At 44.4% G+C, this 22386-nt stretch carries 17 protein-coding genes, 2 tRNA genes and 1 pseudogene; 5 read left to right on the forward strand and 15 right to left on the reverse strand.

The features are described 5' to 3' along the window. Window positions 1–18 precede the first annotated feature (18 nt). Complete coding sequence (gene hmpA / locus ACYQ4O_RS07115; RefSeq protein ID WP_460175192.1) at window positions 19–1182, forward strand: NO-inducible flavohemoprotein; 1164 nt, start codon at window positions 19–21, stop codon at window positions 1180–1182. 148 nt (window positions 1183–1330) lie between these two features. On the opposite strand, the gene modD is transcribed toward hmpA, so the two are convergent. The 12 genes and pseudogenes from modD to ffh form a co-directional block, all read right to left on the reverse strand. Beyond that, window positions 1331–2170 (reverse strand): ModD protein, encoded by an 840-nt coding sequence (gene modD / locus ACYQ4O_RS07120; RefSeq protein WP_460175193.1) that lies wholly within the window; start codon window positions 2168–2170, stop codon window positions 1331–1333. After that, window positions 2170–2844 (reverse strand): molybdate ABC transporter permease subunit, encoded by a 675-nt coding sequence (locus tag ACYQ4O_RS07125; protein ID WP_308513680.1) that lies wholly within the window; start codon window positions 2842–2844, stop codon window positions 2170–2172. The genes modD and ACYQ4O_RS07125 overlap by 1 nt, the downstream gene beginning before the upstream one ends. Before the next feature lie 5 nt (window positions 2845–2849). Next, window positions 2850–3572, reverse strand: coding sequence for a molybdate ABC transporter substrate-binding protein (modA, locus tag ACYQ4O_RS07130; protein WP_308513681.1), 723 nt, complete (start codon window positions 3570–3572; stop codon window positions 2850–2852). Further along, window positions 3562–4182, reverse strand: a pseudogene (locus ACYQ4O_RS07135) (ATP-binding cassette domain-containing protein); the annotation flags it as partial. The pseudogene ACYQ4O_RS07135 and the gene modA, both read right to left, overlap by 11 nt. Window positions 4183–4566: 384 nt before the next feature. Next, a complete protein-coding gene (locus ACYQ4O_RS07140; protein ID WP_308513683.1) occupies window positions 4567–6495 on the reverse strand; it encodes an ATP-dependent DNA helicase in 1929 nt (642 codons plus the stop codon). Further along, window positions 6485–10036 carry a UvrD-helicase domain-containing protein gene (locus tag ACYQ4O_RS07145; RefSeq protein WP_460175194.1) on the reverse strand — a complete coding sequence of 1184 codons (3552 nt, stop codon included), beginning with the start codon at window positions 10034–10036 and terminating at the stop codon, window positions 6485–6487. Before ACYQ4O_RS07145 ends, ACYQ4O_RS07140 begins: the two co-directional genes overlap by 11 nt. Continuing rightward, a complete protein-coding gene (locus ACYQ4O_RS07150; protein ID WP_460175195.1) occupies window positions 10033–13593 on the reverse strand; it encodes an exodeoxyribonuclease V subunit gamma in 3561 nt (1186 codons plus the stop codon). Before ACYQ4O_RS07150 ends, ACYQ4O_RS07145 begins: the two co-directional genes overlap by 4 nt. A gap of 138 nt (window positions 13594–13731) precedes the next feature. Next, window positions 13732–14445, reverse strand: coding sequence for a hypothetical protein (locus ACYQ4O_RS07155; RefSeq protein ID WP_308513686.1), 714 nt, complete (start codon window positions 14443–14445; stop codon window positions 13732–13734). Further along, entirely contained in the window at window positions 14442–15479 is a 1038-nt protein-coding gene (ruvB, locus tag ACYQ4O_RS07160; protein WP_460175196.1) for a Holliday junction branch migration DNA helicase RuvB, read from the reverse strand. Before ruvB ends, ACYQ4O_RS07155 begins: the two co-directional genes overlap by 4 nt. A 12-nt stretch (window positions 15480–15491) precedes the next feature. Continuing rightward, window positions 15492–16058 carry a Holliday junction branch migration protein RuvA gene (gene ruvA / locus ACYQ4O_RS07165; RefSeq protein ID WP_460175197.1) on the reverse strand — a complete coding sequence of 189 codons (567 nt, stop codon included), beginning with the start codon at window positions 16056–16058 and terminating at the stop codon, window positions 15492–15494. 1 nt (window position 16059) lies between these two features. Beyond that, on the reverse strand, window positions 16060–16662 hold the full coding sequence (gene ruvC / locus ACYQ4O_RS07170) for a crossover junction endodeoxyribonuclease RuvC (RefSeq protein WP_460175198.1): 603 nt from the start codon (window positions 16660–16662) through the stop codon (window positions 16060–16062). Window positions 16663–16664: 2 nt separating this feature from the next. After that, window positions 16665–18047, reverse strand: a complete 1383-nt coding sequence (gene ffh / locus ACYQ4O_RS07175; RefSeq protein ID WP_460175199.1) for a signal recognition particle protein — start codon at window positions 18045–18047, stop codon at window positions 16665–16667. 65 nt (window positions 18048–18112) lie between these two features. On the opposite strand from ffh, the gene ACYQ4O_RS07180 reads away from it, so the two are divergent. The 4 genes from ACYQ4O_RS07180 to ACYQ4O_RS07195 all read left to right on the forward strand — a co-directional run bounded on the left by ACYQ4O_RS07180 (window position 18113) and on the right by ACYQ4O_RS07195 (window position 20376). Next, the gene (locus ACYQ4O_RS07180) at window positions 18113–18940 is read left to right on the forward strand and encodes a cytochrome C assembly family protein (protein ID WP_308513690.1); all 828 of its coding nucleotides are present in this window, start codon (window positions 18113–18115) and stop codon (window positions 18938–18940) included. A gap of 9 nt (window positions 18941–18949) precedes the next feature. Continuing rightward, window positions 18950–19207, forward strand: a complete 258-nt coding sequence (locus ACYQ4O_RS07185; protein WP_460175200.1) for a PP0621 family protein — start codon at window positions 18950–18952, stop codon at window positions 19205–19207. Next, window positions 19197–19766: a 1,6-anhydro-N-acetylmuramyl-L-alanine amidase AmpD gene (gene ampD / locus ACYQ4O_RS07190; protein ID WP_308513692.1), complete on the forward strand. Its 570-nt coding sequence runs from the start codon at window positions 19197–19199 to the stop codon at window positions 19764–19766. The genes ACYQ4O_RS07185 and ampD overlap by 11 nt, the downstream gene beginning before the upstream one ends. A 79-nt stretch (window positions 19767–19845) precedes the next feature. After that, entirely contained in the window at window positions 19846–20376 is a 531-nt protein-coding gene (locus tag ACYQ4O_RS07195; RefSeq protein WP_308513693.1) for a YggT family protein, read from the forward strand. 251 nt (window positions 20377–20627) lie between these two features. Here ACYQ4O_RS07195 and ACYQ4O_RS07200 read toward each other — a convergent pair. The 3 genes from ACYQ4O_RS07200 to ACYQ4O_RS07210 all read right to left on the reverse strand — a co-directional run bounded on the left by ACYQ4O_RS07200 (window position 20628) and on the right by ACYQ4O_RS07210 (window position 22098). After that, a tRNA-Asn gene (locus ACYQ4O_RS07200) sits at window positions 20628–20703 on the reverse strand. Between the two features lie 26 nt (window positions 20704–20729). Then, window positions 20730–20805 (reverse strand) — tRNA-Asn (locus tag ACYQ4O_RS07205). Between the two features lie 90 nt (window positions 20806–20895). After that, window positions 20896–22098, reverse strand: a complete 1203-nt coding sequence (locus ACYQ4O_RS07210; RefSeq protein ID WP_460175201.1) for an amino acid aminotransferase — start codon at window positions 22096–22098, stop codon at window positions 20896–20898. Between the last annotated feature and the right edge of the window lie 288 nt (window positions 22099–22386).

The following is a 22386-nucleotide window of genomic DNA, read 5'->3' on the forward strand; positions in this document are numbered from 1 at the left end:
ACCTACTAGAGGAATTCTATGCTTACACAAGAACAAATTGCACTCGTTAAAGCTACTGTACCGGTCCTTAGAGAACACGGAGTCGCTCTTACTTCTCACTTTTACAAGAGGATGCTCAGTCATAATCCGGAGCTGATGCAGGTTTTTAATCAAGGTCACCAAAGAGTAGGCGCTCAGCAACAAGCTTTGGCCGGGGCTGTTCTTGCTTACGCAGAAAATATTGAAAATTTGGGCGTACTTTTGAACGCTGTCAAACACATTGCCAATAAGCATGTTTCTGTCGGTATTCGCGCAGAACATTATCCAATCGTTGGAAAACATCTTTTGGCATCTATTAGAGAAGTCCTCGGTGAGGCTGCAACTCCGGAATTGATTGATGCTTGGGCTGCAGCATACGGGCAGTTGGCCAATGTTCTGATCGATGCTGAAAAAGCTTTGTACGACAAGCACGCTAATGAAGAAGGCGGCTGGTCAGGCTGGAGATTCTTCAAAGTCGAAGAAAAAAAAACTGAAACTGATGAAGTTACCAGCTTCACATTGGTCCCGGTTGATCACGGCAAGATGCCGAAGGTAAAGGCTGGTCAATACGTGTCAGTCCGTGTTTACGTCAAGAAAGAAAATCTGATTCAGCCCCGCCAGTACACAGTTACTGATGCTACGAAGCATTCTTTGCGTATCTCCGTTAAGAAGATCGTCGCTGAAGATAATTCTCCTGCCGGTATGGTTTCCAACGCATTGCATCAGGATATTAACCAGGGTGACTTGGTCGAAGTTTCTTTCCCGACAGGCGAGTTCAATGTTCCGGAAGGCAATAATCCGCTTTGTTTGATCAGTGCCGGTATCGGTATCACGCCGATGCTTGCAATGCTGAAGGAGGCTGTAGCTCATAATCCTCAACGTCAGGTTACTTTCGTTCATATCTGCAAAGAGAAAAAAGACTACCCGCTTTTCGATGAAGTCGAAGCTTTATCCAAATCCGGACCTGTTGAATTAGTGACATGCGTTACTTCTAAATCCGGTCGTCCGGACGAGGCCTTCTTCACTTCCTTAGTAAAACCGAATACAGAATATCTAGTCTGCGGTCCTGTTGATTTCATGAAGGATGCAACTCAAGCCTTGGAAAAGGCCAACGTTGCCAAGGAGCACATCTTCACTGAAAAATTCGGCACCGGTGCTATCTAGTTCTCTTAAATTAACGAGGTGGAGGATAAAACAGTAACTTTGCAACTCATACCTCCTTCCAACCTAATTAATGAAATAGCCTTCAGACCTTTTAGTGGTTTGAAGGCTATTTCTGAACCTTTTGGTCTTATGAGCGCAATTGCTCGTCTTATCGGCAAGCTGTAATTTCCATCTTGATATCAAACGGTTTTCCAAAGTAAACCCAGGAAGTGACTAATACATCTACACCGGTTGCCGCAGCTTCTGCAGCATTATCTGCGTTTATTCCGCCGGCAGCGTTGATAACGAGATTTGGAAAACGTTTCTTAGCTTCCGTGACAAACTTAGCCAATGTCGGAAAATCGAATCTTTCGCACTGAACAATATCGGCACCGTATTCTGCAAATTTCATTGCATCTTCGTAATTGTCAGCCTCTACAGCCAGTTTCTTTTCCGGCTCATGAATTTTGGCTCTCCGAAAATCCTCTTCAAAGTCTTGAGAAAACACCCGATGTTGATCAAAAATCAGAATCGATTCGGAGAGACCTGCTCGATGCACGATGGCTCCTCCGGCAAGCGCGGCACTTAGAGATATTTTCTTGGTTCCCGGAAAGTGTTTTCTTGTTACGGCAACCATAACATTAGGATTAACTTTTCTTGCGGCTTCGACCATAGCTCGTACACGGCCCGAAATGCCGGATGAGTATTCCATCACATTCTGAGCGGTTTTGTAGACTGCATGGATTTGGTCTGCTTTACCTGTAGCTTCCAGCACGACTTCTCTAGCTTTTCTGATTTCGCCGTCTTCAGCCTGTAAAAGGACCTTCATTCCTGCCTTTTCTAAGAGACGAGCTGCCATAGTAACTCCGCTTACGACACCGTCTTTTTTCGGATAGCAGCGCAGACGACCCGGTTCTTTTGATATCCCAAGAGACTCTGTGGTGCAGTCATTCAAAGGAATATCTTCAGTGAGCACATTGTCGATAAAAGCATCGGAAAGATAAAACATTAAATAACCTCTTTAGATTGGACAAGGTACAAAGCGACATATATAAAACAGGCGAATCCGGCAAGAAGAAGACAGAGAAAAGTCGCGGTTTCAAAGTCTCCTCTCGAAACGGAATTGAAGATTTCCAACGAAAGAGTGTTCGTTCGGTCGGAAATATTACCTCCAAGCATCATCGTGATTCCCACTTCTCCGGACGCACGCGCAAGGCCGAGAAGAAGACCTGCTGCAATGCTGTTGCGGATGATCGGCAGTGTGATGAAAACGAAATACTTGAGAGGTGGGGCTCCGCAAAGTCGAGCTGCATCCTCGATTTCTTTTAGATTCACGCTCTTGAGAGCACTTTGAACTGGACGGATGAAAAGCGGGAGGCCGGCGATGAATGCTGCAAGCACAATTCCGGTTTGAGAAAAGATCAATTTAATCCCGAAAATCTCATTGAAGAACCCTCCTAGCGGACTTTGTGTACCTAGTACTAAGAGGAGCAAGTAACCAAGCGCAATAGGCGGGAAAACCAACGGAAGCGTCACTAAGAATTCCGCGGCTTTGACGATGTTGTGCCGGCTTCTGGCGAACCAAAAAGCCAAAGGGGTTCCCACAAGCAGAAACAATACAAAACTGAATCCGCAAACTTTCAGCGTTAGGTAAATTGGAAAGGAGAGTTCTTCTGCGGTCATGTGAGTTATTTATCGATGCCGTGTTTGACGAGAATCTTCTTGGCTCCTTCAGAATTCAAGAAATTCAGGAATGCCTGAACATCTTTATCGTTTTCCTGACCTTTTACAACTGCAGCAACCATTTCAATCGGTGCGTAACCTTGGGTGATTTCAACGCTTCCGCCGATTTTATCTTTTCCTTGTCTGGCGGCCGTGCGATTGAGGAAGCCAGCGTCTACCTCACCTTTGCTCACATAGGCCATGACCTGAGGAACAGAAGCAATCTGCATGGTTTTGTCTTTAAGAGAAGGGATGTTTAATCCGTCAAGATATTCTTTAGCTGCACGGCCGTATATAGCTGCTTTGGGATCGGGATAGGCAAAGGTCTTGACTTTGTCGGTAGTAAGGTCCTGCGGTCCTGTAATAGCGCTTCCTTTCTTCCAGATAAAAACAAGAGGAGTATTGCCAAGCTTTTGAATCTTTGAGAATTGAACCGGAGATTTAATGCGTTTGAGAGTACCGAGATCAGAAATTACGATATTGACGCCGTTGCCAGCGGCAACCTGTGCCAACATCTGACCAATGTTGCCTCCGTAGTTTTCTACCGCTTTCTGACCGGTTGCCTGTTGGTAGGCCTTTGCAAGTTCCTTGCTCATTGGTATGTAACCTGCGCCGGTTGTGATGCTCACTTCGGCATAAGCACTGGTGCAAAGAAAGGCAGCTGCAATCATGAGAGTGTTAAATTTCATTTTGGTCTCCTAGATTCTGAAGTTTTTGAAAAATTTCTTCGGGCGAACCAATTGCTTCAATTTGCCCGGCATTGATAAAAAGTGATTCGTCGCCAACTTTTTTGGCCTCGTTGGGACTGTGGGTGATATAGAGGATAGGAATTCTGAGAACACGTGGAATTCTTCCGATGTATTCCAGAAGTTCCTTTTTTCTGACGATATCAAGGCTACTTAGAGGTTCATCAAGAATTAAAAGTTGTTCGCTTGCCAAAATAGCTCGCCCGAGAGAGACCCTTTGAGCCTCGCCTCCAGACAGCTCACCTAGCTTTCTTTTAAGAAGGCTCCCAAGATCAAGTAGATCGACGAGTTCGTCAAACTTCACTATGGATTTTCTATTGCAGTGACTGAGAGGAAACCGCATATTTTCTTCTGCAGTGAAATGAGGAAAGAGGCGGTGATTTTGGAATACCATCCCGATGCCTCTTTTTTCACACGGTAAGTTGATTCCTTTCTCAGAATCGAAAAAGATCGTATCCTCAACCTGAATGCGTCCTTTATCGGGAGAGGAAAGGCCGGCAATCAGAAGAGCAAGCGTGGATTTTCCTGCTCCGCTTTTTCCAACAACAGTTGTGACAGGTCGCGTCAGCGTTGCCTGAAAAGTGAACTTGTTGGTCCCGAGTGTCTTATCAATATCAAAGAAAATCATGCTCAGTTATCAAGCGGAGAGTTTCCGATTCCTCCTAGGTTGTCGTTATTCTTGCTGAGAATAACGATTATAACTGATGACGTCAATTCCGCTGGAAGATTTATGAATTAGAGCATATAAATTCTGCTCGTTCTGTCTAATCTTGGAAAACGCTGTTCAAAAGTACGTCCTGATAGAAAGTTAAGGCAAAGTGGCAGCAGTCATATTTCTTAAATGAGCATTGCCGAGGCGGTAAATCTAGAGAATAGGTGCACAGCTCGGTGCACCTATTTACAGAAAGGAGGAATCGAAGGGGAACTAGCAAAGGACTCAAAGATCCAGCAGTAGATTTTCAGTAACAAGAGGTTTAGCCGCCGTTGTCGAAAACTCCTTCAATCTGTAAGCTAAACCCCCGTTTCTCTTAGTTCGCGTACGAATGGAACGAGAAAGGACTTCAATACTGCTGAAAATCCAACAAGATGTTTTTGCTCTGGTCACCGCCGTATAAAGAAGCTCTCTGGTTGCCAGTCCGATTGCTTGCGTGTTTTCTGCATTATCTCCGTCGATGAACGGCATAAATACACCAATATTGTCGTATCCGGAACCTTGAGACTGATGGACAGTGATGCAGAAGCCAACGTCGTACTCCGGCAGCAGCTGAGCCTTCAAAATCTTTTTAGTATCGCCGATGTAAGCATTCCATTGCCCGGGAATTTCTTTATCTTCAAAAATAATTGCAATATCTCCGTTGGAAACTCCTAAGGAGAGGTCATTTTTTCTGACAATAATTACTTTTCCCGGATAAAACTCAGAAGAGTTATCCGGACAGTGCAGCCTTGAAAGCAGTAACTTTTGACAGTAATTATTGACTGCTTGAACGCTCATGGGGCCTTTTCTCACGGCGGCAATAGGCTTGAAAGAATTGAGCACATGCCATAAGTTTTCTAATTCTTTTTCTTCTACAACATTCTCAGATAAAAGAATATTTTGAACGGAATCCGAATATCGGCCCATGTTCTCTGCAATCCATTTTTCAGCTTCCGAAGTTAAGGCCGTTTTCGGATTCAGCTTTAAGTCAGTGCTGAGAAAAATATCCTCGGTTGTGGCTGAACCTGCATCGCCAGTCTTCTTAACAAAGGGGCCGTGATTGTTTAGAAGACGAAGAATTTCAGAAATTTGGTGCTCCTCGTCTTCGGTATTTTGATTGATGAGTTTTGATAAAGATCCGATTCCGGAGCTTCCTTTGAATCGATGGCTTTCTTTTAACTCTGTCAGAATGTCTTTAAGAGCATTGTCGGGAGAAGAGATGTCGGCGTACACCGCACCTGGTCCGACCGCAGCCAGCTGGTACATATCGCCAAGGATAATGACTCTGGTTTTCTTAGTATCGATAACATTGAATAAGTTGAATGCGATCTCACTGTCGATCATGGAAGCTTCATCGATGACGAGAATATCGCACTCTAAACAATGCGTCTCATCAGGACGGCTTCCTTCATCCGTAGGCGAGCTAAGCCACATATGGATGGTATTTGCCAGAAGCCGGTTATCTTTATAAGCTCGATCAACGTTCGGGAAAATCTTCGGCCTCTCAATTAAGCTTTCAATTAATCGGCTTTTTGCTTTACCGGTTGGCGCTGTAACATAGATTTTAGCTTCCGGCTGCCCCTCTAAGAGAGCTTCTAAAATTCGGACAACGGACGAGGTCTTGCCGGTGCCCGGACCTCCCGAAATGATGCTGAGATTATTGCTTAAAGCTTTTTGAATAGCCTGAAATTGCTCTTTGTTAGGACGGTCATAAATGTCCTGGCTTTGAAAGTAGTCGGCAAGTTTTTTGGATTCTGGGCGGATTTCGACCTTTCTGGAAGCCAATTGAATTAGCTTGCGTCCTAGAAGTGCTTCATGAAAGAAGTTGGTGTGAGAATAGATTCTCGTTTGCTTTTTTTCACTTCTGTCTATAAGAAACGGGACGGCAGGAATACCGAAGTTTCGATGAGGATTACCGCTGTAACCCGAAACGTTATATGCCAGACCGAAGTCCTCCATTATGTGGACACCGAGTTCTTTTTCCTGTGTAGGAGACAGGGCGACACATACGCCTCCTTTTTCTTCTTCCATTTTCCACAGCTGAAGGAACTTCTCTAAAGTGTCCTTCAAAAGTGTGGCGTCCTTAGAGGGATTTTTTCTAACCGCAACTCGATAAAGGGCGTTTTTAATGCCTTGAAGAGCAGCTTCTTCGGGTGTCCAATCATTCTGCATGGTTTCCTCCTTTGAGCTCGATTTCGTATTTTTGAACTATTTCTTCGCTGTATCCGTTCCGCAGGATTTCATCCAAGCAGTCAAGTACTTCTTTTTTGGGTCTATCGAAGTAGATCCCCTGAGAAGGATTAGATGCCTTGATGCCGCGTAAAAAGAAATAAGCGGCTCCTCCTATGAGGTCATACACATCATTGCTTTTAAACCGAGTCTCCAGGTATCGCTTAAGAACTACAAGATAAAGAAGATATTGAAGTTTGTAGTGCTTTTTGTCCATCGCCTGATCAAGGAGAGACTTAGTGTAGTTAGACGGGTTCTCGTCTAGGAAATTACTTTTCCAGTCGATAACCCAGAACTTACCTTTAGCGAAAAAGATTAGGTCAATCGCACCAATCAAATAACCATTAATCTGTTCTTCACTTAAGTTCAGTCCGGGATATCGAGGATCCAAGCGGCGTAGAGTCTCTCCGAGCTGTTTGCCGGTAAGACGATGGCTGTCCTCCGAAATTGCCGGGTTAGATAAAATGAAGTCCATTTCAGCTATCTTCTTATCCGACTCTAACTGCGACAGACTAAAGTTTTCCAGCCCGGGAATTCCTTTGACGTTCATCACGTCGGTGATCATTTCGACTAAAGCTGCCGTATGGGCATCAACTGCAGATTCTAGGCTCTCACCTTCTGAAACCTCTGTCTCAATCGCATTGGAAAGAAGACGATTTTTGACGAACGGAATTAAGACATCTTCACGTTCAGGATTGCTTATATCTGCGGTTCTGAAATCTAATTCTTCAAGCAAACGGTGCAGAAAATCTCCGTATGCAGCTGCCGAAAGTTTTGGGTTTTTAAAACGCAGATTATCTTGAGCTTCGATGACTTGAACTTCTTCTTCGATTTCATCTTTAGAAGGAAGTTCGTCTATGGCTGGAGATTCTTCAGGCAGAACCTCGATACCTCTGGACAAAGCAGAGAAGCTTGTCCGGATCCATTCTGCTGAGAAAATGGGATACGCCTGACCGACCGATAGGTCTGAGGCGGTCAGTTCTTCCGTAAGTTCTTTGGTTTGAACCTGACGCGATGGCGAAGGTATCAAATCCGGATAGAGCAGGGTTGAGAAATTTCTAATTAAGGAAGCGGAATAATCGTCCGGAATAATAAAGTCGTCGGAAAGTTTTTTTGTTCCTTCTAATAATGCATCTCTCACGGGAACATTGTTTTTTTCTAACTCTTCATCAAGGGTTTTAAACAGAGTTTTGGGACCGATATATTTATCCGGCTCAAAAGAGCCAGTCAAAGCCTGGAGGGTAGAGGACTTGGTGTAATTTCCGTGCAAACCTGGGAAAGTTTCCTTTTCTCCTTTTAGCTTTGAGTATTTTGAGGTCTGTTTAAAAAACATAGGAAGTACCAACAAGGAGGAGGCCCGAGTCATAGCAACATAGAGCAACCGTACCCTTTCCATTTGTTCTTCCTCGTAGGCATAGCTTTTACCTTCTAAATAAGAACGGATTTGGGTTGCCTCGGCGAGAAATTTTCGAACTTTAACGCCATTAACAATCTCATTTACCTCAGAAACTACGTTTTTCCCTGCCATAAAAACAGTTCTCGGAAGGATGACCACAGGATATTCAAGTCCTTTACTTTTGTGAATGGTCTCTATCCTGACGAGATCAGAGTCAGACTCAAGCCTTAATGTTTCTTGATCGGCACCATCTGAGGCTTTTCGGTCGAGCCAACGCAAAAGTCCTGAGACAGTTTTAATTTTTCTATTTTCTTCATGGAGAAGCTCAAGGATATGGCGATAGTTTGTTAATGCTCTTTGGCCGTTAATTTGAGGCAGCAGGCGTTCCTCAACTTCGAATTCTTTAAAAAGTTCTGTAAAAGCAGCGAGTACACCGTATTTTTTTGCTCTCTCATTGGCTTTTTCGATTCTTTCACGTGCAAGCAAACTTGCTTGGACATCTTCTTCAATAAGTTTTATAGAGTGGCCGAAGATTGGGGTTACTCGGGCTTTCGTCATTGCCGACAAGGATTTAGGGTTCTCCATTGCACTCAAAATAGCTGCAATGTCTTGAGCCTCTTGGCTCTCTAGAACTCGTTCGTCGCTTTGAATAATAAAACGGATCTGACGCTTGGTTAACTCTTCCATGAGTCCGTCAGCATCTTTCCTTCTTCGAACCAAAATTGCGATGTCACTGGGTTTTAATTTACGCAGGCTGGATCCCACTCTTATATCTTTTTCCAACAGTGATTTGATTTTTTCGGCAAGAAAGAAATCTTCATACTTTTCTAATACATTGACGTTAGAGGGGTCGATCTCTTGCGATGACCAGCGCCAAACTTCAAAGGAAGAGAGAGGAATAAATTTCCCATCGGACGTGCGCTCGAAAAGAGGAAGTTTGGATGAGTTGAATTCAACATCTGTGTATTGAATTTTGCTGTTTAAGAAGCTGCCGATGCCCGAAGCTGAAGAATTAAGGCCGAAGAAAGTATTGATTGAGGCCACGAGACCCGGGGTAGAACGGAAGTTTTTCTTCAGATAAAGGTGATTCTTGATGTCTTTCTTCGAATCCAAATAAGTGTCTAAATCGGCAGATCTGAAGCCGTAGATAGATTGTTTAGGATCGCCCACGAATACTACCGGAATTTGCCTTTCCGGAGCTTTTAGAAATAGTTCAGAGAAAATAGTGTACTGAAGAGGGTCCGTATCCTGGAACTCATCAATGAGGACGGCATCAAACTTCTCTCTTACAGCTTTAACGAATTCAGGATTATCAAGTCTAGCCTCCATCTCCACGAGGAGATCATCATAAGTGACAGTTCTAGCTGCTGCTTTAAGCTTTTTAAGAAGTGCAGGAGCTTCGTCTCTAAACTTTTCGAGATGCTGTTTAAAAGAAATAGTATTGTCAAAGATAATGGACTGCGAGCAGGGAGATCTCACTGACAAAGCTGAAACTCTCTCTAAAATCTTTGAAAACCCCGGGTATTTTAGGAAGCCAACTTGATCTATCAGGTTTACGTTTTTTATTTCTTTCCTGACAAAAGTGTCAACCACTTCAGAGATAAGGCCGGAAGTATCTCCGATTTCCGCATCCGAGTCTGACCTGGAAGAGAAAGAGCAGTCTTTTACCATTCTTTGACAAAAGCTATGGATGGTAAAGATTGAAGCGTCTTCGATTTTGGATAAAGCTTCGGTCACGGTCTCACGGATAGACTCCGGAGTAATTGCACCGGTTTGAACCCATAATTCAATTTGGCTTTTTAAGGTCTCATCTTCAAGTTTGTCTAATTCTTGCTTCCAACTGCTTTCATTTTGAAAGATTTCTAAGATATTCAGAAGAGCCTGCTGGAGACGGTTTCTTAGCTCAGAAGTTGCGTTTTTCGTAAACGTAACAATGAGAATTCTTTCAATATCAATTCTCTTCTCAACGATTAATCGGAGCAGAAGATGCATCAAAGAATAGGTTTTCCCGGTTCCGGCGCTAGCCTCAATCAGAATAGGTTCTGTAAGAGAAGTATGAATGGGGTCAAAGACATTTAATGTTTTCATCTTTCTTCCTTCAAAATCTGAGATTCGATGATCTGCTGAAGTTCATCAATGTCTTCCTCAAAAAAGCGGCCAACGTCCGTTGCCGTTTTCTTGGAATTTCTGGACTTAGGAAATAGTTTCGCCCAAATAGGTTTTGAGCACGCGCAGGCCGCAGTATGATCAAATCCTGTCCATAAGAGAGTCTGTGTTTTTTCTTGTGTCAGTCCGAGAGAAAAACGCCTTGAAAGATCAAAGAGACGCACCATTTGCTTAACATCTTCTTTATTTTCTTCGAAAATTACATCCGGAAGCTGATCGAGAGCTAAAAGAAAATAGTCTTCCTGCGCTGCTTCCGTTTTCGGATCCGCTACTAAACTCATCACCATGGTTGGTTTCTTTGCAGCTGTCCAGACATTCGCACGAAGTTCCAGCCTGTCAGTTTGGCTGGCTGAAGAATTGTCATCAAAAATCACATATCTATTTTGGTGATCTGTATAGACCTCTAGCGGAGAATCCGTGACCTGCGTGATTCTGCAAGAAGGTTCATCAAATTTAAGAACAATTCCCTCGGTAACCGGAAAGAGTTTGAATTTATGAATTTTTTCAAGTTTTTTGGCATGAACAACTTCTGCATTGCTCCATGCATCGTTTGTACTTGAAAGACGCACATCTTTAATTCCATTTAAAGGATCTAATGAACGTTGACGAGTCAGTTCATCATCACTATAACCTTCTTCTAATTCTCTCAAGTACTTCCGCTTCCTTAGGGTGAGAGATAACGCATCGTTCGGAGCAAACCAGGAAAATTCCTCTTCTTCTTGTCCCGAATAAATATCGAGCTTGTGTTTCTTCAACACATACTTATCCGGATCAGAGAGGAACTTAATAAGCTCGGAGGCCGATAAGCTCCCTTTATGAACGATAGATAGACCCAGACAGGTATCGGGAATAGGAGTTCCTCCGATAGCCGGAAGAGGTAAAGAATAATTGGCGCTCCTTGCTTTCAAAATGGATTGGAGCATTGAGGAGTTTGGACTGAGCCAAGAACGTGAAGAAGTCTTCTTAAAATTTTTTTCAGAGAAGGAATTCAGAGGAAGTTTGACTTCAACAGACTCCCATAGTTCTTTCGCTTTGTCCTTTCCCTTCTCTCCGGTAAGAGCGTTCGATAAGAAGTAGTTCTTGAAATTTTGAACAACGCTCGAAGGATTTGTCTCGGTTACTGGATCTGTTCCAACCGTATAAGAAATAACTAAATTCTTTCTCGCAGCTAAAAGAATATCCAAAAATCTCGCTTTATTGTCTTCTCGGCTGTCTCTGTCGGCTCTTCTCTTGAGCTGGTCTACTCCCATGAGGTCGAACTCTTGATGGGAAGAACTGCCCGGGAAACCGCTGTTTTCATCAAAGCCGCAAAGTGCGATAACTTTAAAAGGCAACCCTCTTAATTCCTGTACGGACGAGAAGGTAATGGAACCAGTGGGTTGAGCAAGACTTGGAGTGTTTCTCAGATGAGTTTCGATAACGTTCCAGATAACGGAAAAAGGAACTTTTGTCCCTTCCTCGAGGCCTTCCTGCATAGCGCCTGATAATCTTTGTAGACTGCTTCGGAAGCTGAGAATTTCCTGCGGGGTTTCATTTGTGACGAAATACTGATTCAGCCAACCGGAAATGATTTCATGCCATTCTTGAGGCGTCTTTAAACCGCCGTCCTGGAATAATTCTTTTCTTGTCTCTTCTAAAGATTCGGACAAAGCTACAATCGTTTTGAAGAGCTTGCCGCGACCATCTGTGACTAAGTCAAAACCGCCTTTCTCATCTCCAAATACAGGAAGAACATCTCCGAAAGTATTTTTCTCAATAGGGTTAATGAAATAGCCCATGGTCAGACGCTCGACGGCCTGATCTAATGTTCCGTCGGATGCATCCAGATTTAAATCTTTTAAATGCTCCTGAGATAAGCCGAAGCGGAATCCGGCTGCCTTGAGCCAGGTAGATAAAACGGAAATGTCTGAGAGAGAAAGATCCCATCTTTCTAAGTTAATCGGCAGTTCAAGCCATTCTTCTAAATCTGCAGCATTGAATCGGGAGTTTAATAATTTCCCAAACCCTAAGATAGCTGCCAGAGAGAGGTAAGTATCTGCAATGGAATTGCCGATAATCTTATAAGGCAGTCGAAGGTTGTTGGGCAATGCTCCCATTACAGCTTCAATAGCAGGTGTTGCCTTTTCAATGTCCGGAACAATAACGGCAATGTCGGAGAGGTTGAGCTTTTTCTCGCCGTCTTTATTTTCGGACGATAACCGATAATGAATCCAATCGATTACTCCTTCAATTTCTCGTGGAAAAGAGGGAGCTTTAAATACCTTTAAAGACTCATCAGAAGGATCTGCTTCTGTCGGCAGCTTTGAGGAGTCCATAAATAGAATGGAGTTCTGGAATTTGTGCAGATAACTGTCCTGCGGCTGCTGGAAATAGTAGGCCTGAACATCTTCGGAAGTGAAGAGTTTTAATTCGGGCGAGAGGGGATCAAATTTTTTGCTTAAGTCTTCGATTCTTGCCCGGTTTCGTTTAATCGCCGGTTTAGTCGGTTTAGGAACCTCTTGCTCCTCGATAGCATCCGTCTCAATGACTTCTCCGTTATCCACATTTAGGAAGCGATACAAACGATCGATCATCGCTCGGGTAGACGGACTGTTGGCAGTAAGAAACTTCTGAGCTTTTTCATCCCAATCCTCTTTGCTGCTCCAGTCGAACAGTTCTATTGGCATGGACTCAAACCAATACTCCGCACAAGGATTCATTATGTAAAGCCAGAGCTGAGGAGCATTTTTGTCTTCCGCAAAAGCTTTCAAGAAAGGCAGAAGTATCGGAGGCAGAGAAAACGGCATGAAGAAATGAAGCGATTTCCCTTTGTCTTTCGGTTCGAAATGGAAGTGCTGCAGAGTATCTTTTATTTTTAACAGGTTGTGAAGATCTTTTGTCTTTCCAGCCTTGGCGACTCTCTCCCAGAGATTTTTCTGCCAGTAATAGTCAGGTTGTTCCTTCATGGCGAGGGCTTTGTCTGCGGGCAGAGGAAAAGACTTCTCATCAATCCAATTTAATAACCAGTCCATGCGGAATGAGCCATAGGTGGCATAAAGCCGGCTCATTTGATAACAAAATTCAATCAGATTAATGTTTCGGAGTTCAGGCTCGGCGTTACGGTGAAGAAAGGCCTCAAGCCGCGCATAGGAGGTCTCTGGAACTACTGCTTTTAATTCTTCAAAGAATTTTGGGTTTTTGAGGATATTCCAAATCTGCCAGTCCAACGAAGTGCCGATGGAGCCGGGACGGAAGGTTGCACCCATGAAAGGTTTCAGCCAATCAAAAATTGAGCAAAATCTGATTCCCGGAAGAATAGAAAATTTATCTGCAAGACTGCGAGCGAGTCTGTCTTCAATGGCCGACGAAGCCGGGATAATTTCAATTTTCTCGAATATGCGAGATGGATCTCCAGCCATTGCTTCTAAGTCTTGAAAGACGTTTTCTGCCAAAGCGGCTTCTAACCCTTCGTAAACATTGCAGTAAATCGTGTGAATCATAAAGAAACCTTTTTAAAGACTTCTGTTGATGCTGAACCAAATAAGAAAAAAGCAGAGTCGTCAATCCGCAAAGATGAACGGACGATCTCTACTTTCTTTTTACGCCTTAATGCGTCAAAGTATGTCTGAAGAAAGACTTTAAGCCTTTAACGGAGGTACCTCAATGCAGGAAACAAAGGGATTCTCAGAGATGCAGTCCAGCTTATATCTCTCTCCTTTGATGAGAGTGTAGTAAAGACCGTCTTTTTCAAAGTTAAAGTCAGGGTTTACTTCAAAGCCGTTTTTCTTGGCATATTCGACAAATTCCTTGCGGCTTTCGTCTACGGTCATACCGGGACGAACATAAAGCCCGACTAAATAAATGTTGGTGAAGTAGTCATTAGGTACATTCATGCGATCGTAAGCGGTGACGGCTTCGATGCTTTCTATCGTCATGAATTGCTGTCCGACCAAACTCGGTTCTTCAATTTTTTCTAACTGTCCGGCAAGAGCTTGGTAAGTCTGTCTCTTCGCTAAAACGATAATAGCGATACTGTTTTCTTCCTGCGGGTCATCGGAAATCATTGAGATGCGAGGGAAAACAGAGACTTTGCGTGTGCCGACGCAGAACAATCCGCAATGCTGAAGGAATTTGTCCGGAAAATCTGTTCGTGAAGAGTAGGCCGGATGCATGGTAATGGACGCCTGAGCAAAATTGTCAGGACAGAAATCGGCCTCTAAATCAGCAACATCATTCCATACTTGTCTGGCCTGTTCAACAAGCGTTGAGCGGTTGACCGAGAATGTATAAGGTTTATTTGCGTTCAACAGATTGTTGAGTTGGACGTCTTCGGAATTTGGATTAATGCTCATAAGTTGTCAAATAAATCAGAATAGGAACGAACGTTCTTAGTAAGGTTAAAGTGGCTGTATGCCTTTGCGGTTGCAATTCTTCCGCGAGGCGTGCGCTGCACAAAACCTTCCTTGATAAGGTATGGTTCTACCATATCTTGCAGTGTCTCGGAATCTTCTCCGACGGAAGATGCCAAGTTTTCAATGCCGACGGGACCGCCTTGGAACTTTTCAATAATGGACAGCAAGAACTGGCAATCCAGGCTGTCGAGCCCGATAGGGTCGACTTCCAGCATAGTGAGAGCTGCTTTAGCAATTTCTGCGGATAACTGTCCGTTGTGGCGTACTTCCGAATAATCGCGGATGCGCCTGAGAAGTCGGTTGGCAATTCGCGGAGTTCCGCGGGAACGCTTCGCAATTTCAGCAGCGGCTTCTTCATTGGCCGGCATATTGAGAAGCTTCATGGAACGAAGAACAATGGAAGTCAGATCTCGCGCAGAATAGTACTGAAGCTGAGAGCGGATTCCAAAACGATCGTTCAGAGGCTTTGTCAGAGAGCCGGCTCGTGTTGTGGCACCTACCAATGTGAAATGGGGAAGGTCGATTTTGATGGAGCGGGCCGCCGGCCCCTCCCCGATCATGATATCGAGCTTGAAGTCTTCTAAGGCGGGATAAAGAATTTCTTCCACTACCGGAGAAAGTCTGTGAATTTCGTCAATAAACAAGACATCATGCGGCTCTAAGCTGGTCAGCATCGCCGCAAGGTCACCGGCCTTTTCCAGGACCGGCCCTGAGGTTTGACGCAGATTCACACCTAACTCATTAGCAATAATATTGGAGAGCGTTGTTTTGCCTAAGCCCGGAGGACCGAATAATAAAACGTGATCGAGAGCCTCCCCGCGGTTCTTTGCTGCAGTAATAAAAATTTCCAGCTGTTCACGGATGGCGTCTTGCCCGACATAATCTTTTAAGCGCGTGGGACGTAAGGCTTTGTCGACAACGTCTTCCTTGGATACTTTCTCAGAGGAAACGATTCTGTCTTGTTGTTCTGTCATCTTTTAACGAATCTATTTTGCGAGTTGGACAAGGGCTAGTCTGATACCCTCAGAGGTATCAACTCCTTCAGGCAGATTCTTCAGGGCTGCCCTTGCTTCCCGTTCGTTGAAGCCGAGAGCCGTTAAGGCAGAAAGAATATCCGCCTGAGAAGAAGTTAGAGCTGTAACCGGTCCGGATGCGACGATTTTATCTTTTAACTCAAGAACAAGGCGCTCGGCAGTTTTCTTGCCGATGCCCGGAATCTTGGTCAGTAAGGCGGTTTCTCCATTGGCGATGGCGTTCCCGAGATCGGCAACGGACATGGAGGAAAGCATGGCCAAAGCAGTGCGGGGGCCAATGCCGCTGACCTTTAACAGCTGAAGAAAAAGTGCCTTTTCAGCTTTGGTCAAGAAGCCAAACAGAAGCTGAGCATCTTCTCTGACAATGAAAGCTGTGTATAACTGGACAGTTTCTCCGATCTCAGGAAGATTGTAGAAAGTCGACATCGGAACATCGACCTGATAACCCACACCACAGCACTCAACAACCACTTCAGGAGGGTTCTTTTCTTTTAACTTACCATTCAACGATGCGATCAATTTATTTCAATCCTCCGACTAATTTTGTCCATTGTCCTCTGACACGTGAGGAGCTCGATCCCTTTCTTGCAACTGCAGTGCCGCTGACACCAAGTTTCTTCTGTGCGGGAAGCATTCCAAGAATAATTTTTGTATTTGCGTAGCAGATCGCTGCCGCAATAGCGTCCGCCTCATCCTCTGAGAATTTCTTATCCTCACAGCGCAGGAGACGAGCGACCATTTCCTGGATTTGTTGTTTTTCAGCGGCGCCGTAACCCGTAACCGATTTCTTGATTTCTCGAGTACTGAACTCACGGCACTCTAAACCTTGAACAGCTGCTGCGCAGATAGCCGCTCCGCGAGCGTGTGACAGCAACATACTCGACTGAGCATTTGTATTCAAAAAAGTTTTTTCGATAGCGGAAACAGCAGGCTGATTTTTTTCAATTATCTCGGCTAACCCTTTATAGATGTAGGCCAGACGCTCATAAAGTTCGCCTTTCGGGACGTTAAGTACACCGGAGTCTACTAAGGTTATCTTTCCGGGCAGATAGGCAATCACACCGTAACCGGTGTGATTCAAGCCAGGGTCAATCCCCAGAATTTTAAGAGCCTGCGTTTCCAAGCTTAAAAGCCTCCCATGCCCGGGAAACGGCCGCCGAAGCTCTTAAAGGCGCGCATCATCTTAGCCATGCCGCCTTTCTTCATCATTTTCATCATATCGCGGCTTTGTTCAAATTGTTTCAGCAGCTTATTGACTTCCTGCACACTAACACCGGCACCTGCGGCGATTCTTCTCTTTCTGCTGGCCTTGATGATTTCCGGCTTGCGTCTTTCTTTCGGCGTCATTGAGTTGATGATGCCTTCGGTACGAGCAACCATCTTATTAGCTTGCGCATCATCAATGGAGCCCGCAGCTTGAGCGAATTGAGCCGGAAGCTTTTCGATAAGAGAACTGAAGCTTCCGAGATTTTTAACCTGTGCGATTTGTTCTTTGAAGTCTTCCAAGTCGAAGTCATCGCCTTTTTTGATTTTTTCAGCGAACTTCTGAGCTTTTTGGACATCGACGGCATTTTTAACGTCTTCAACCAAGGAGACAATGTCTCCCATGCCGAGGATTCTGCCTGCCATCGCTTCCGGTTCGAATCTTTGGAAGCCGGTGAGTTTTTCACCGACACCGATGAACTTGATAGGTTTGCCTGTGACAAATCGGACGGAAAGGGCAGCGCCGCCTCTGGAATCGCCGTCAACCTTAGTTAAGATGATGCCGGTTAACGGAAGCTTTTCACCGAAGGCTTTTGCGGTATTGATGGCATCCTGACCGACCATAGCATCAACTACGAACAAGGTTTCGATCGGATGAAGATTTTTCTCCAGATCAGAGACTTCGTTCATCATCTGTTCATCGATAGCTAAGCGGCCGGCGGTATCGACGATCAGAACATCGTAGAAGTGGCGTTTGGCATAGTCCAAAGCTCTTTCGGCAATATCTAAAGGCTTTTCGTTCGGCTGGCTCGGGAAGAAATCAATCTCTGCCTGAGCAGAAACCGTCTTCAACTGTTCGATAGCGGCAGGGCGATAGACGTCGGTGGAGACCGCTAATACTTTCTTTTTCTTTTCTTTGACGAGCCAACGGCCGAGCTTACCTGCCGTAGTTGTTTTACCTGCACCCTGTAAGCCGGCCAATAAAAGTACGGCCGGAGGCTGAGTGGCAAGATTAAGTTCTCTTTGCTGCGGAGTGTCGCTGCCTCCGATAACTTCAGTGAGTTCTTTATGAACGATGCCGACTAAAGCCTGCCCCGGAGTTAAAGAACCTACGACTTCTTCGCCCAGCGCTTTTTCCTTAATGCGCTTAATGAGATCTCGAACGACCGGGATGGCGACATCTGCTTCAAGCAGGGCAATTCGAACTTCCCGGAGCATTTCCTGGGTGTTGGACTCCGTAATGCGGGCCTGGCCTGTGATGGTCTTAACAACTTTGCTAAGTCTTTGTGTCAGTGAATCGAGCATGAATTTAATTCTAATTAAATGGTTACGCCTTACAATACAGTCATCAAATAATAAGAGACATATAGATGACAATTTATGCCATATTTTACGTGCTTGCAGCTGTTTTGTATTTAGCGGCAGCCTTTGGTATTTACAAAAGTTTTCAAGCAGAAACTCCTGAAAATACCTTTTGGATTCGGCCGGTTATTGTAGGCGGATTGATGATTCAGGCTTTTCTTATTTACGAAGCCTTATTTACTCACGGTACTCCTCATTTCGGTCTGGCTTTAGCACTTTCTATCACTCTCTTTACATGCACGCTGATCTTGCTGATTGAGACCTTGTTCTCAAAGATTTCAGCGATGTTGATTTTCATTCTCCCGCTTGCCGCGGTTTCGATGGTGCTTCCTATCATTCTTCCGGGAACGCCGTTAGGTCCGGAAACTGCCAGTTTCTCTTTCCGCATGCATCTACTGTTGGCTATTTTGGCTTACAGCTTAATGACAATGGCATTGGTTCAAGCACTTTTGCTGGTTTCGGCTCATAACTTACTTCATCAAAAGAAGCTCAGTGACGAACCGGAAGAAGGCAAGGTGAGCCTTTTCGAAAGAATGCCGAGCGTCATTGAGATGGAAAAAATTCTTTTCCGTTTAATATGGGCCGGTTTTATTGCCTTAACCATTGCTATTCTTTTCGGATTGGTTTTTTCAGAGGAACTTTTCGGACAAGCTTTCCGTCTTGATCACAAGACGATTGTGACCATCATGGCGTGGATGATTTTCGGTATTCTCCTGTTGGGACACCACTTCTTGGGATGGAGAGGCCGTTTTGCGGCCAGATGGACCGTTATTGGGTTCACGCTTCTCATGCTCTCCTACTTCGGTGTTAGATTTGTGCAGGAAGTGATTCAGTAAGAAGGCGTTATGGGAAGAATTCTATTTTTCGTAGTTATCGCAGCCGCCCTTTATTTCGGCTGGAGGATGTGGAGAGTCAAGCAAATTCAAGAGAACTCTCAGAAAGACAGAGCTCCTCATCCCATCACGAAGACTCCGGGTCACAAAATGGTTCAGTGCGACCATTGCGGGTTGTATTTGGATGAAGCCGAGGCTATTCATAAGGATGGTCATTATTACTGCTGCAAGCAGCATATGATTGCCGGACCGAAGAATAATGAAAATTAGTCCTTCAGGCTGGTGTGATTCAGCGCAAGTTCTTCCGTCGCCATTTTTCAATGAAAGACCCGAGGAGCAGTCGATCGACTTAGTCGTTATTCACAACATCAGTTTGCCCGCCGGAAAGTTTGGTACGGGCGATGTAGACGCTCTTTTTCTGGGATGTCTGGACTGTCACAAAGATCCTTCGTACGAAGACTTGAAAGATCTGAAAGTGTCTTCTCATTTCTTTATTTCAAGAACCGGAGAACTCAAGCAATACGTTTCTTGCAAGGAGCGGGCTTGGCATGCAGGAGTATCTTGTTTTCAAGGCAGAGAGAACTGCAATGACTTTTCCATCGGTATTGAGTTGGAAGGAACGGATAACACCAAGTTCGAAAGTGTTCAATATGAAAGGCTGGCAGCGTTGCTGGATGCTATTGCAGATGTATATCCTATTAAAGCCGTGGCCGGACACAGCGACATAGCTCCGAATCGAAAAACTGATCCGGGTCCTTGTTTTAGTTGGCTGCGTCTGATACGGCTTTGTGAAAATGGCAGAATAATCTCCTTTCCGTATGTGAAGTAAAAGAGTTCTTTGAGAGTATTCGTCGATGCTCAGAGAACCAAAACTGTAATAACATTGTGGGAAGGAGAGGAGGTTAGAGATGTTTGGTTTATTTTTATTTACGCTTAAATTAGTTTGCTCCGCATTCGGATGTTTGCTTCTTTTACGCGCATACATGCGTTTTATGTGTACGCCGTCTAACGATCCTTTGTACGCATTCTGCTACTCTTTAACCGAGTGGGCAGTTAGATCCGCTTCAACTTTTATCAAACGAAGAGGAAACATTGACTGGCCTTCAATTTTTGTTTGCTACCTCGTTGCCGTCCTCTACCAATTCTTCCATTGGCTTGTAGGAAGCGGCTCCTTCGGTATTTTTCCCTTTATCTTGGGCTCGGCTGTACTTGTTGTTTATTGGGCAATTGAGCTGGCCATGTGGATTGCTTTGGCTTTCTGCATTTTCTCTTGGGTGAATCCTTCCGGTCAGATTTACAGAGTCACAAGTTTCTTGTCTTATCCGTTCTTGGCTCCCTTCAAGAAATTTATTCCGAACTGGCGCAACCTCGACTTATCGGCTTTAGCGTTTTTTATTTTGGCAAATATCGCCCTAGCTGTATTAGCTCCCTTAACTTAACATTTCTTCCTTTGCCAGGACCAAAAAATCTTCCTCTCCAAAAAGGAAGATTTTTTGTTGAGAAAAAATGCAACTGGAAAAATATTTCACCTGCTCTCTAAGCTAAACATTGTGGCAAATGAGGAAAGCAAAGCAGCGGCTCTGATGCTGGGACGCGCCGTCGGAGAGGTCTCGGGTATTTTTTGAAGAAAATCTAGCAAAGGAATTTCCTCAAAAACAAAAAGCTCAAACCGAAATTTGGGCTTTTAACTTGGCTCCCCGAGTTGGACTTGAACCAACGACCTGCGGATTAACAGTCCGTCGCTCTACCGACTGAGCTATCGGGGAATGAAACTTTTTCAATTTTTAATCTTTGGCTCCCCGAGTTGGACTTGAACCAACGACCTGCGGATTAACAGTCCGTCGCTCTACCGACTGAGCTATCGGGGAATCAATGAGAACGTAACTATATACGAGTTTTTTTCTCCGTGCAAATCAAAAATAAGAAAAAATTTGTTTTTCTACGAGGATGTCCTTTTTTTACAACACTTCTTTAATAGCCTTTGCAGTGTAGTCCACATTAGCCTTATTTAAAGAAGCCACACAGATACGCCCGGACTTGACAGCATAAACGCCGAATTCATCTTTAAGTCTTTGAACTTGTTCAGGTGTCAAACGAGAGAAGGAGAACATCCCGTTCTGATCCTCAATAAAGGAGAAGTCAACCTTTGCGCCTTCCTTCTTGAGTGCTTCAGCCAGGAGGTGACGCATTTCTTTAATGCGTTCGCGCATCCCTTTCAAATCTTCATGCCACTGCTGAAGAAGTACCGGGTCGTTAAGGACGGCAGAAACAATCTTGGCGCCGTGAGCAGGTGGATTAGAGTAGTTTGCACGAATGACGGACTTCAGTTTGGAGTTAACTCTCTTAGCTTCTTCTTCGGATTTGCAAACGACTGTGAGAGCGCCGATTCTTTCTCCGTAGAGAGAGAAGGATTTAGAGAAGGAGTTGGAGACGAAGAAAGGAATGCCTGAATCAGCGAACTGTCTGATGGAGCCGGCGTCTTCGTTAAGTCCTGCACCAAATCCCTGGTAGGCGATGTCTAAGAACGGAATGAGGCCTTTGTCGCGGCAAACGTCAACGACTTGTGCCCATTGTTCTTGGGTTAAATCAACACCGGTCGGGTTGTGACAGCAAGCATGAAGAATAACAACAGTATCTTTCTTTAAGCCTTTGAGGCATTCAAGCATGGCAGGGAAGTCGATTTCACCTGTCTTTTTATCATAATAAGGATAAGAACCTACTTTGAAACCGGCGGATTCAAAGATGGCAACGTGGTTTTGCCAAGTTGGGGCACTGACGACAGCTTCGGGATTCTTAAGGACTGTGGCCAAGAAATCGGCGCCGACTTTAAGAGCACCTGTTCCGCCTAAAGACTGAACGGTGGCAGCACGTTTAGTCTTAACAACCTCGGAATCCGGCCCGAAGATTAATTTCTGAACGCCTGAAGTAAAGGCAGGTATACCGGAAATCGGTAAATAAGTATGAGGCTCACCAGCTTCAGCAAGTTTCTTTTCAGTCTGCTCAACTACCTTAAGTAAAGGAACCTTTCCTTCCTCTGTGCAGTAGACGCCAATACTTAAATTAACCTTTTCCTTACGAGGGTCAGTTTTGAACGCTTCGTTTAATCCCAGAATAGGATCGTCCGGAGCCATTTCAACGACATCAAAAACAGAGGTACTCATCGTTTTTCCTTAAAAAGTTACTAATTGTGAAGATTTGAAACTTAACTTTATAAGACTAATCCAAAATTTGTATGGAAATCCGAATCAAGAGAGCTTTTTTGTAGCTCATAGGAGCGTTGACATGTAGAGATTTTTTTGATTGAAAAGGAAAGACAATTTTCTGAGAGATAGAGAGCAAAAATACGTGTGACCACAAAAGCAACAGGGGTGAATGAAACCAAACCCAAATTGAGAAAATTTATTGACAAATATCTTAGAGATATATAGATTTCTCTACGTCTGTTAAGA

The sequence above is a fragment of the Turicimonas sp. TL08 genome (assembly GCF_054660695.1).

Excerpts from the sequence above, each read along its gene's own strand:
- hmpA (WP_460175192.1), top strand. The coding sequence starts at position 19 with ATGCTTACACAAGAACAAATTGCACTCGTTAAAGCTACTGTACCGGTC.
- modD (WP_460175193.1), bottom strand. The coding sequence starts at position 2,170 with ATGTTTTATCTTTCCGATGCTTTTATCGACAATGTGCTCACTGAAGAT.
- ACYQ4O_RS07125 (WP_308513680.1), bottom strand. The coding sequence starts at position 2,844 with ATGACCGCAGAAGAACTCTCCTTTCCAATTTACCTAACGCTGAAAGTT.
- modA (WP_308513681.1), bottom strand. The coding sequence starts at position 3,572 with ATGAAATTTAACACTCTCATGATTGCAGCTGCCTTTCTTTGCACCAGT.
- ACYQ4O_RS07140 (WP_308513683.1), bottom strand. The coding sequence starts at position 6,495 with ATGCAGAATGATTGGACACCCGAAGAAGCTGCTCTTCAAGGCATTAAA.
- ACYQ4O_RS07145 (WP_460175194.1), bottom strand. The coding sequence starts at position 10,036 with ATGAAAACATTAAATGTCTTTGACCCCATTCATACTTCTCTTACAGAA.
- ACYQ4O_RS07150 (WP_460175195.1), bottom strand. The coding sequence starts at position 13,593 with ATGATTCACACGATTTACTGCAATGTTTACGAAGGGTTAGAAGCCGCT.
- ACYQ4O_RS07155 (WP_308513686.1), bottom strand. The coding sequence starts at position 14,445 with ATGAGCATTAATCCAAATTCCGAAGACGTCCAACTCAACAATCTGTTG.
- ruvB (WP_460175196.1), bottom strand. The coding sequence starts at position 15,479 with ATGACAGAACAACAAGACAGAATCGTTTCCTCTGAGAAAGTATCCAAG.
- ffh (WP_460175199.1), bottom strand. The coding sequence starts at position 18,047 with ATGCTCGATTCACTGACACAAAGACTTAGCAAAGTTGTTAAGACCATC.
- ACYQ4O_RS07180 (WP_308513690.1), top strand. The coding sequence starts at position 18,113 with ATGACAATTTATGCCATATTTTACGTGCTTGCAGCTGTTTTGTATTTA.
- ACYQ4O_RS07185 (WP_460175200.1), top strand. The coding sequence starts at position 18,950 with ATGGGAAGAATTCTATTTTTCGTAGTTATCGCAGCCGCCCTTTATTTC.
- ampD (WP_308513692.1), top strand. The coding sequence starts at position 19,197 with ATGAAAATTAGTCCTTCAGGCTGGTGTGATTCAGCGCAAGTTCTTCCG.
- ACYQ4O_RS07195 (WP_308513693.1), top strand. The coding sequence starts at position 19,846 with ATGTTTGGTTTATTTTTATTTACGCTTAAATTAGTTTGCTCCGCATTC.
- ACYQ4O_RS07210 (WP_460175201.1), bottom strand. The coding sequence starts at position 22,098 with ATGAGTACCTCTGTTTTTGATGTCGTTGAAATGGCTCCGGACGATCCT.